The 9,511-nt window shown below is 65.2% G+C and carries 12 protein-coding genes; 7 read left to right on the top strand and 5 right to left on the bottom strand.

Annotation, left to right across the window (positions count from 1 at the left end; genetic code table 11):
* Positions 1 to 115 precede the first annotated feature (115 nt).
* Both argS and L338_RS11000 read right to left on the bottom strand, forming a co-directional pair.
* Complete coding sequence (argS, locus tag L338_RS11005; protein ID WP_022698438.1) at positions 116 to 1,882, bottom strand: arginine--tRNA ligase; 1,767 nt, start codon at positions 1,880 to 1,882, stop codon at positions 116 to 118.
* A gap of 11 nt (positions 1,883 to 1,893) precedes the next feature.
* Positions 1,894 to 2,481, bottom strand: coding sequence for a hypothetical protein (locus L338_RS11000; RefSeq protein ID WP_022698437.1), 588 nt, complete (start codon positions 2,479 to 2,481; stop codon positions 1,894 to 1,896).
* A gap of 118 nt (positions 2,482 to 2,599) precedes the next feature.
* On the opposite strand from L338_RS11000, the gene ispH reads away from it, so the two are divergent.
* The 6 genes from ispH to L338_RS10970 all read left to right on the top strand — a co-directional run bounded on the left by ispH (position 2,600) and on the right by L338_RS10970 (position 6,787).
* Complete coding sequence (ispH, locus tag L338_RS10995) at positions 2,600 to 3,559, top strand: 4-hydroxy-3-methylbut-2-enyl diphosphate reductase (protein ID WP_022698436.1); 960 nt, start codon at positions 2,600 to 2,602, stop codon at positions 3,557 to 3,559.
* Entirely contained in the window at positions 3,556 to 3,981 is a 426-nt protein-coding gene (locus L338_RS10990) for a DUF1801 domain-containing protein (protein ID WP_022698435.1), read from the top strand. Before ispH ends, L338_RS10990 begins: the two co-directional genes overlap by 4 nt.
* Entirely contained in the window at positions 3,978 to 4,547 is a 570-nt protein-coding gene (locus tag L338_RS10985) for a hypothetical protein (protein WP_022698434.1), read from the top strand. The genes L338_RS10990 and L338_RS10985 overlap by 4 nt, the downstream gene beginning before the upstream one ends.
* Positions 4,544 to 4,984 (top strand): ribonuclease HI, encoded by a 441-nt coding sequence (rnhA, locus tag L338_RS10980; protein ID WP_022698433.1) that lies wholly within the window; start codon positions 4,544 to 4,546, stop codon positions 4,982 to 4,984. Before L338_RS10985 ends, rnhA begins: the two co-directional genes overlap by 4 nt.
* A 5-nt stretch (positions 4,985 to 4,989) precedes the next feature.
* On the top strand, positions 4,990 to 5,883 hold the full coding sequence (locus L338_RS10975; RefSeq protein ID WP_022698432.1) for a PhzF family phenazine biosynthesis protein: 894 nt from the start codon (positions 4,990 to 4,992) through the stop codon (positions 5,881 to 5,883).
* A gap of 124 nt (positions 5,884 to 6,007) precedes the next feature.
* Positions 6,008 to 6,787 carry a hypothetical protein gene (locus L338_RS10970; RefSeq protein WP_022698431.1) on the top strand — a complete coding sequence of 260 codons (780 nt, stop codon included), beginning with the start codon at positions 6,008 to 6,010 and terminating at the stop codon, positions 6,785 to 6,787.
* 6 nt (positions 6,788 to 6,793) lie between these two features.
* Here the strand turns inward: L338_RS10970 and L338_RS10965 are convergent, their stop codons facing one another.
* The 3 genes from L338_RS10965 to L338_RS10955 form a co-directional block, all read right to left on the bottom strand.
* Positions 6,794 to 7,264: an NfeD family protein gene (locus L338_RS10965; RefSeq protein ID WP_022698430.1), complete on the bottom strand. Its 471-nt coding sequence runs from the start codon at positions 7,262 to 7,264 to the stop codon at positions 6,794 to 6,796.
* A gap of 3 nt (positions 7,265 to 7,267) precedes the next feature.
* Entirely contained in the window at positions 7,268 to 8,203 is a 936-nt protein-coding gene (locus L338_RS10960; protein ID WP_022698429.1) for an SPFH domain-containing protein, read from the bottom strand.
* Positions 8,204 to 8,304: 101 nt separating this feature from the next.
* Complete coding sequence (locus L338_RS10955; protein WP_022698428.1) at positions 8,305 to 8,787, bottom strand: peroxiredoxin; 483 nt, start codon at positions 8,785 to 8,787, stop codon at positions 8,305 to 8,307.
* Positions 8,788 to 8,898: 111 nt separating this feature from the next.
* Here L338_RS10955 and L338_RS10950 point away from each other — a divergent pair, with 111 nt between their 5' ends.
* Entirely contained in the window at positions 8,899 to 9,501 is a 603-nt protein-coding gene (locus tag L338_RS10950; protein WP_241762260.1) for a YqgE/AlgH family protein, read from the top strand.
* Positions 9,502 to 9,511 lie beyond the last annotated feature (10 nt).

Raw genomic sequence — 9,511 nt, 5'->3', positions numbered from 1 at the left:
CGTTGAAAAACGCGCTCTATCCTGAGAGCCGCCCCCTCACCCTTTCGGCTGACCAAATCTTATTAGATTTGGAGCCTCAAAACCCTCTCCCCCTCGCGGGGGCGAGGGCCTGCCGCTACATCCGGTCCGGGGCCTCGAGGCCGATGAGGCCGAGGACGAGATTGAGCTGGGTCAGGGTGAGCTGCGCCAGCGCCAGGCGGGAGGCGCGGGTTTCCGCGTCTTCGGCGGTGACGATGGGGCAGGCCGAGTAGAAGCCGGAGAAGGCCTGCGCCAGCGTGTAGGCGTGATCGCACAGGAAGTTCGGGGCGCGCTTTTCATAGGCGGTGGCCGAGGCGCGGTCGAAGGCGTCCAGCGCGTAGAGAAGATCGGCTTCCGCCTTTTCCTTGATGCGGATTTCGCCGGGCTCGACGCCGGCGTCTTCGGCCTTGCGCATCAGGGATTTCACCCGGACGGCGGCGTAGAGAAGATAGGGGCCGGTCTTGCCCTCAAACGTCATGAAGCGGTCGAGATCGAAGATGTAGTCGGTCGCGCGGTCATGGCTGAGATCGGCGAACTTGATGGCGGCCAGCGCCACCTTGTCGGCCACGGCCTCGTACTCGGCCTTTTCCATGTCCGAGGCGATGCCCGCCTCCTCCATCCGCGCAACGGCGCGGCGGTGGGCGCGGTCCAGCAGATCGGCCAGTTTCAGCACGCCGCCCGCGCGGGTCTTGAAGGGCTTGCCGTCCGGGCCGTTCATGGTGCCGTAGGCGAGGTGTTCAAACGAAATGTCTTCGGCGAAACCCGATTTCGCGGCGGCGCGGAAGACCTGTTCGAAATGCAGCGACTGGCGCTTGTCCACGACATAGAGGATGAGGTCAGGATTCAGCGTCTCCGACCGGTCGAGGATCGTGGCGAGGTCAGTGGTGGTGTAGAGGGCCGCGCCGTCCGATTTCAGCAGGATGAAGGGCGGCAGCTCTTTCTTGTCGTCCTCGCGCGCCACCGGGATGACGATCGCGCCCTTGTCCTCGGTCGCGATGTCGCGCTCCACGAGGTCCGCCACCATCGGGCGGATGCGGTCCTGCACGTCAGACTCGCCCTTCCAGAGGTCGAAATGCACGTCCAGCGCGGCGAAATCGCGCTTCAGGGCCGCCTTGGAGACTTCCAGAAAATGCCGCCAGAGGGCGATATAGCCGGGGCGGCCTTCCTGCAGCGCCTGGGTGGCCATGCGGGCCTCGTCCATGCGCGCTTCATTGGCCTTGCAGGCCTGCGAGGCGCGCGGATAGATGGTCTCCAGCTCCTCGATCGTGACGGGAGACTCGTCCGGGTACGGGCCCTCGAAGTCCTTGTCGAAATAGGGAAGGTCCGGCTTTTCTCGCGCCAGTTCGGTGATGATCTGGCCCATCTGCAGGCCCCAGTCGCCCAGATGCACGTCGCCTATCACCTGGTCGCCGCGGAAGCGGAACAGGCGCTGCAGCGAGTCGCCGATGATGGATGAGCGCAAATGGCCGACATGCATCGGCTTGGCGACGTTGGGACCGCCGAAATCAATGACAACGGTGCGGGCCTCATCCACGATGCGCGCGCCGGCGCGGTCATCTTCGGCCAGCGCATTGGCGCGGTCCTCCAGCGCCTTGGCGCTGGGGGTCAGATTGATGAAACCCGGACCCGCGATCTCCACCGACTCGATCAGCGGGTCGCCGGATACGGCGTCGGCCACGGCCTGCGCGATCTCGCGCGGCGGCTTGCCGGCCTGTTTGGCGGCGGCCATGGCGCCGTTGCACTGATACGGGGCGAGGTCGGGCCGCGTGGAGCGGGCCGTCGCGCCCAGAGTCGCGGGAAGGCCCTGCGCCTCGAACGCCTTTCCCAGGCGCTCGCCGAGCGCGGTCTCTATCGGAATTTGCATGCCGGTGTCGCCTATTCGGACGGGGCCTGGATGATGCCTTCGCGGAATCGCTTGCCGAGACGGTTATATTCGAGCTGCTGCTCGTTCACCTCGAACCCGACAATGATCTCGAAATTGGTGCCGGACGTGGTCTCGCTGGCGCGCGGAATCACGATATTATCGATCGTTTCGGTCTTGTAGACGCGGTCGCGGCCATTGAAGTCCACGCGGATCGGGAAGACCTGCTTTTCGATCACGGCCAGATCCTTGCGGGTCACAGCGACGAAATAATTATAGACGTGCTCGTCCCCGCGGGCGTTGGGCCCGCGGCCGAAACCGAAATCGATCTCCAGCTCCGCGCGGATCGGCTGTTCGCCGTAATAGCGGCAGAAGCTGCGCACGCCGTTGATTTCGCCCGTGAAACCGACATTGGCCATGGTTTCCGCGCCATCGATCTTGACGATGCGCGCGGCGTCGAACAGCGCCTGCGCGTTCGGGCACGGCCCCGGATTGGGGTTCTTGGCGTCGCCGAAACGGAAGACTTCCTTGGTGGACTGACATCCGGCAAGGGCAAGGGCCGAAACGGCGAGAGCGAGGATCAGGCGGACATTATGCGTCATTGAGCTTATCAGAGATCTTTCTGCGCTGAGGCCGTCGCCCCGCGCCTATAGACTTGCTAGACCATGGGCCTCATATCGTTTCACTCGATGAACCGCAACGCGAAGCGTGCGTAAAACCATGCCCGACGCCGCACAACCTACAAAACAGCCCATCACGCTGCTGCTGGCCGCGCCGCGCGGATTCTGCGCCGGCGTCGACCGCGCCATCCAGATTGTCGAGCGGGCGCTCGATAAATGGGGGCCGCCCGTCTATGTGCGGCACGAGATCGTGCATAACCGCCATGTCGTGAACCGGCTGGAGGAAATGGGCGCGGTGTTCGTGGAGGAGCTGGACGAATGCCCGGAAGACCGCCCGGTGGTGTTTTCCGCCCACGGCGTGCCCAAGGCGGTGCCCGAGCGCGCCGAGCGCCGCAACATGATCTATGTCGACGCCACCTGCCCGCTGGTGTCCAAGGTGCATGTGGAGGCCGAGCGCCATCACCGCGCCGGGCTGGAGATCGTGCTGATCGGCCATGCCGGCCACCCGGAAGTGATCGGCACTATGGGCCAGTTGCCGGACGGCGCGATGCACCTGGTCGAGACGGTGGACGATGTCGAAAAGCTGAACCCGCGCGATGCGGACAAGCTGGCCTTTGTGACGCAGACCACGCTGTCGGTCGATGACACCGCCGATATTGTCGCCGCGCTGAAAGCCCGCTTCCCGGCGATCACCGGGCCGCACAAAGAAGATATCTGCTACGCCACCACCAACCGCCAGGCGGCGGTGAAGGCGATGGCGGCGCGCGCGGATCTGGTTCTTGTGATCGGGTCGGAAACCTCCTCCAACTCCCAGCGGCTGGTGGAGGTGGCGTTGAAGGCCGGGGCGCGGGACGCGCGGCTGGTGGAGAACGCCAGCCGGGTGGACTGGGAGGCGGTCGCCAGGGCCCGCACCGTGGGCCTGACCGCCGGGGCCTCCGCCCCGGAAGTGCTGACTGACGAATTGATCGCCGCGGTGCGCGAACGCTTTGACCTGTCGGTCGAGGAATTGCGCGTGACCGACGAGAATGTCGTCTTCAAGCTGCCCAAGGCCGTGGCGTGAGTTCCGCTGAAAACAAGACCAGGCCGACCGGCGCGGACGTGACCGCGTTTCTGGACGGCGTGGAGCCGGCGCGGCGGCGCGAGGATGCGTTCGCCGTGCTGGACATGATGCGGCGGATCACCGGCGAGGAGCCCCGGCTCTGGGGGCCATCCATCATCGGGTTCGGCGAGTATCACTACAAATACGAGTCAGGCCGGGAGGGCGACTTCATGCGGGTGGGGTTTTCGCCCCGCAAGGCCAATCTGGTGCTCTATATCATGCCCGGCTTCGCGCGCCATGACGCGCTTCTGGACCGGCTCGGCAAGCACAAGACCGGGAAATCCTGCCTGTACATCAACAAGCTGGACGATGTGGACCGGGACGTTCTGGAAACGCTGATCGCGGAATCCTGGGCGGCCATGGCCGAAAAGTACGGCGCGTGAGCGAAGCCGCGTCCGATACGTCCCGCAAGCGCCTCAATATCGTCGCGCTGGCCCTGGCCCTGCCGTTCGCGGGATTTGCCACTTTCCTGCTGCATGAGGGCGGGCACTGGGCGGCGGGGGAGCTGCTGGGCCATGACATGGCGCTGGGCCTGAACCGGGCCGCGCCGGTGGACGCCGAACCGGGGCCGACACAGGCGGCGCTGCTGATCATGATCGCGGGAGGCGTCGGGGTGACGCTGGTTCAGGGGCTGATCGGCCTGCTGATCCTGCGCTGGTCGGCGGCGATTGGTTATGCGGTGGTGTTCTTCGCCTTCTTCATGCGGCTGATGGCGCTGGGGATCACCGTGGCGGTCAACCCGAACGACGAGGCGCAGATCGGCCTGATGCTGGGCGTCGGGCCTTATATCCCGCACATCGTGGTGGTTCTGGCCCTGCTGGGGGTGACGATCGTGGCGGCGCGGCGCGCGGGCGCGGGATGGGCGGCCAATGTGCTGGCCTATCTGGTCGGCTCTGCCACCATCACCGCGATCGTTTATCTGGATACGGTCATCGGACGGATTTTGTGAGCGGAAAGACAGTCATCATTCACACGGACGGCGCGTGCAGCGGCAATCCCGGCCCCGGCGGCTGGGGAGCGTTGCTGGAATGGAACGGGCACGAGAAGACGCTGAAGGGCGGCGAGGCGGAAACCACCAATAACCGCATGGAGCTGCGCGCCGCCATCGAGGCGCTGAATGCGTTGAAGCGGTCCTCGCAGGTCGAACTACACACCGATTCGACCTATGTCATGAAGGGCATCACGGAGTGGCTGCCCGGCTGGAAAAAGCGCGGCTGGAAGACCGCCGCGAAGAAGCCGGTGAAGAACGCCGATCTGTGGCAGGCGCTGGACGAAGCCGCCGCGCGCCACACAATCGACTGGCGCTGGGTGAAGGGCCATTCCGGGCACGAGAAGAATGACCGCGCGGACGAGCTGGCCCGCGCCGGGATAGACGAGGTTCGCTGAACGCCATGAGCCGCCGCTACCTGACCGTCGATGTGTTCACGGACCGCCGGTTCGGCGGCAATCCGCTGGGCGTGGTGTTCGATGCGGACGGGCTGGACACCGACCAGATGCAGGCCATCGCCCGCGAGTTCAATTATTCCGAGACCACCTTCCTGCTGCCGCCGCGCGATGGCGGCCACACCGCGACATTGCGTATTTTCACCCCGGCCCGCGAAGTGCCCTTTGCCGGCCATCCCAATATCGGCGCGGCGCTGGCCGTGGCGTGGGAGGGAGAATTGTTCGGCCGGGAAATCGGCGACGAGATCGTGTTCGACGAGAAAGCGGGACTGGTGCGCATCGCCATCACGCGGGAAAACGGACAGGCCGTTTCCGCCGAGCTGACCGCGCCCGAGCCCTACCGGACGGGCGGGGAGATCGGCCGGGACTTCGTGGCGCGCTGCGCCGGGCTGTCGCCGGACGATATCGCGGTGGACCGGCACAAGCCGGTCGTCGCCTCGGTCGGCCTGCCCTTCACGTTCGCGGAGTTGAGAGACTCGTCGGCGCTGGAGCGGGCGAAGATCGGCCCCGTCGAGACGTTCAAGGCCCTGCCCGCCAACGCGCATGACCTGATGATCTATGTCCGCACCGGCGAAGGGCAGGCGCGCGCCCGCATGTTCGGGCCGCTGGACGCGGTGCCGGAAGACCCGGCGACCGGAAGCGCCTGCGCGGCCCTGATGGGCCTGACCGCGCATCTGGACCCGGCGGAGAATGGCGAGGTGACGCTTTCCATCCGACAGGGCGTGGAAATGGGTCGCCCCAGCCGGATCGAGGCGCGGGCGGAGAAGAAGGACGGCGCGGTGACGGCGGTGCGCGTGGCCGGCGGCGCGGTGGCGGTGATGGAAGGCAAGCTGTTGGCCTGAGCGGCCGGGCGTTTCCGTTTATTCAGGCGAGGGCGATTTTTTTCGAGGCCTGACCGTGAAACGGTTGAGGTTCGCCCGTTCGGCTCGCTAGACTTGCACGAAATTCAAGGGAGAGAGGTTCATCATGAAACTGTTCGCCGCCACCGCCGCTTTCTGTCTCGCCGCCGCGCCGGCGCTCGCCAGCGTGGTCTTCGAATCCAAGATGACCAATGCGGACGGAAAGACCGTTTCCAGCACCGAAACGACGGTGCAGGACGGCAAGGTCCTGATGAAAAGCCAGGGCGATCCGGAATATGGCCTGCCCGGTTCGACCACGATTTTCCGGGGCCAGGCTCAGGAAATGGTGATGGTCGATCACCAGAACCAGACCTATTCCATAATGACCGCCAACCAGATGCGCGCGACGATGAGCGGTCTTCAGGCGCAGATGCGGGAAGCCCTGCAAGGCGTGCCGGAAGAGCAACGCGCCGCCATGGAAAAAAGCATGGCCGCGATGATGGGCGGCGGCGCGGAATCCAGCGTCACGGTCAACGCCACGGGGGAATCGAAAACGATCGATGGCGACAGCGCGCATGAATATGAAGTAATGCGCGACGGCGCGCTGACCCATCGCGTCTGGGCCGTCGAGCCGAGCGCGCTGACCGGCGGCGGCGAGCTGGCCGTGCTCTATAACGACATGGCGGCGTTCTATGAGGGCATGCCGATGACCAAAAAGGTCGAATGGATGTTCGATCTGGACGGCAGTTTCGACGGCCGGATGCCGGTGCTGATGGAAGAATATGGCGCATCGGGCGCGCTGGAAACGCGAACCGAGATTGCCTCCCGCGAGGCGGCGGACCTGCCCGCCAGCGCGTTCGAGCCGCCCGCCGGCTACACCCAGCAGGACATGATGGGCGGACGCTGAGGCCGCCTAGCCTGCGGCGCGCGGGATCACCCGCACCAGCGAGGATTCCACCGATGTGACGGTCAGGCTGGTCCCGGCCGCGACATCGGACGCGCCGTCCAGTTCCGCCGTCCACTCCACGTCGCCGATCTTCACCCGGCCGAGGCCGTCCCTGAAATCGTTCAGCGCGATGGCGCGGGCGCCGACCATCTGCTCCCGCGGGCGGTTGAGATTGGGGGCGCTGGACTTGAACAGGTTCGGCCGGACAAAGCGGTCGCCCAGCACGGTCAGGGCGATGGTCAGGCCGGCGAAGATCAGCCACTGGAACTGCCAGGGCAGGTCTATGCCGAACACGATCACGCCCGTGGCGAACGCGGCGGCGGCGGGCCAGAGCAGATAGGTGGTGCCGGTCAGAAGCTCGGCGATCAGGAGGACGGTGCCGAGGATGCCCCAGCGCCAGATCGTCATTCCCTCCAGAAATTCGACCACAGCATTCATGCCCTAGCCCTCCTCTCTTGTTTCGGCGGACTTGGCGAATTTCGCCAGTTCGCCGATGCCCGAGACGGTGGAGGCGAGGCTGGAAAGCTCGGCCGGCAGGATCAGCGTTCTCTGCTGTTCGCTGGTGGCCAGCTTCTCGAACGCGGCGACGTATTTCTGCGCCACGAAATAGTTGAGCGCGGCGACGTCGCCCTTGGCGATGGCGTCCGAGACGGACTCGGTGGCCTTGGCTTCGGCCTCGGCGGAGCGTTCGCGCGCCTCGGCGTCGCGGAAGGCGGCCTCGCGGCGGCCCTCGGCCTCCAGAATCTGGGACTGTTTCTCGCCCTCGGCGCGCAGGATGGCGGACTGCTTGTCGCCTTCGGCCTCCAGGATTTCGGCGCGCTTGATGCGCTCGGCCTTCATCTGGCGGGCCATCGCCTCGGTCGTGTCGGGCGGCGGGGTGAGGTCGCGGATTTCGATCCTTGTGACCTTAACGCCCCAGGGATTGGTGGCGGCGTCGATCACGCCCAGCAGGCGGGCGTTTATGTCGTCCCGGCGAGAGAGCACCTCGTCCAGATCCATCGAGCCGACCACGGTGCGGATATTGGTCATCGAGAGATTGACCACCGCGAAGTCCAGATTATCGACGGCGTAGGCCGCCTGTGCGGCGTCCATCACCTGCACGAACACCACCGCGTCGACCGAAACCATGGCGTTGTCGCGGGTGATGACTTCCTGATTGGGGACGTCCACGACGCGCTCGCGCATCGAGATCTTGAAGCCGACGGCGTCGATGAAGGGGGTTATGAAGTGCAGCCCGGGGGTAAGCGTGCGCGTATAGCGCCCGAAACGCTGCACCGTGTATTCCATGCTCTGCGGCACGACCTTGATCGTGCCGGTCACCAGTATCAGCGCCAGCACGACGGCGGCGATCACAAGTCCGGTAAAGGCGAAGTCCATTTGCGTCCCTCCAACAGGCAGAATCCTCTGCCGCTAGAATGGCCGATATGGACAGGGAAGTAAGGGGAAATCGCCCCGGGCGATTCCCCTCTTGCTGCTTCCTAGAGCTGTTCCAGCATGTGTTCGGCGCTGGAAACCTGGAAATCGCCAGGGGCTTCGACGTTCAGCTTTTTCACCACGCCGTCCTCGACCAGCATGGAGAAACGCTGGGCGCGGGTGCCCATGCCGAATTTGGAGCCGTCCATCTCAAGGCCCAGCTTCTGCGCGAAATCGGCATTGCCGTCGGCCAGCATCTGGACGTCGCCGCCCGCGTTCTGGTCCTTGCCCCAGGCGTCCATGACGAAAACATCGTTCACCGACATGCAGGCGATGGAATCAACGCCTTTCGCTTTCAGATCGCCGGCTTTCTGGACGAAGCCCGGAAGGTGCTTGGCCGAGCAGGTGGGCGTGAAGGCGCCGGGAACGGAGAAGAACGCCACGGTCTTGCCGCCGAACACGTCCGCGGTGGAGAGCGGCTGCGGGCCTTCGGGACCCATGGTCATGAAGGTGGCTTCGGGCAGCGTGTCGCCTTCTTTGATGGTCATGTTCGGATCACTCCATTTATGGGTATGGTTTTCGGGTTCGCCCTCTAGATAGGGCCGATGCGCCGCAGCGAAAAGCGTTTTGCCGGTTTTAAAAAGCGGCGCGTCCCCATTATGATTGCGGATATGGAAGAGACGCCGGAAGAAAAACAGACCGAGAAAAGCCCGCTGATCGGCCAGATGCTGATCGCCACGCCCGCCATCGGCGACGAGCGCTTCGAGCGCAGCGTGATCGTGGTGTGCGCGCACAGCGACGATCACGCCATGGGCATCGTGGTGAACAAGCCGATGGGGGAGATCAGGCTGGGCGACCTTCTGGACCAGCTGGGGATCGAATCCACCATCGAACTGCCCGACCGTCAGGTGCTGGCCGGCGGGCCGGTGGACAAGGAGCGCGGCTTTGTCCTGCATTCCGACGACTATCATTCCGACGATTCCACCGTTGGCATCCGCGACGGGCTGGGCCTGACCGCGACCAAGGAAGTGCTGGAGGCCATCGCCTCCGAAACCGCGCCGCAGCAATCGACGCTGGCGCTGGGTTACGCCGGGTGGGGGCCGGGGCAGCTGGAGGAAGAGCTGCGCGCCAGCGCGTGGCTGACCTGCGAGGCCAGCGAGGCGCTGGTGTTTGGCGAGGATCTGGAGACCAAGTGGGAATCCGCCCTGCGCTCCATCGGCGTCAATCCGGCGATGCTGTCCTCCATGACCGGCATGGCCTGAGCCGCGCGCG

This window comes from Euryhalocaulis caribicus (assembly GCF_000412185.1).
In the GTDB taxonomy this organism is placed as follows: domain Bacteria; phylum Pseudomonadota; class Alphaproteobacteria; order Caulobacterales; family Maricaulaceae; genus Euryhalocaulis; species Euryhalocaulis caribicus.
Note: the sequence above shows the minus strand (reverse complement) of the source record. Positions and strands in the feature narration are given on the sequence as shown.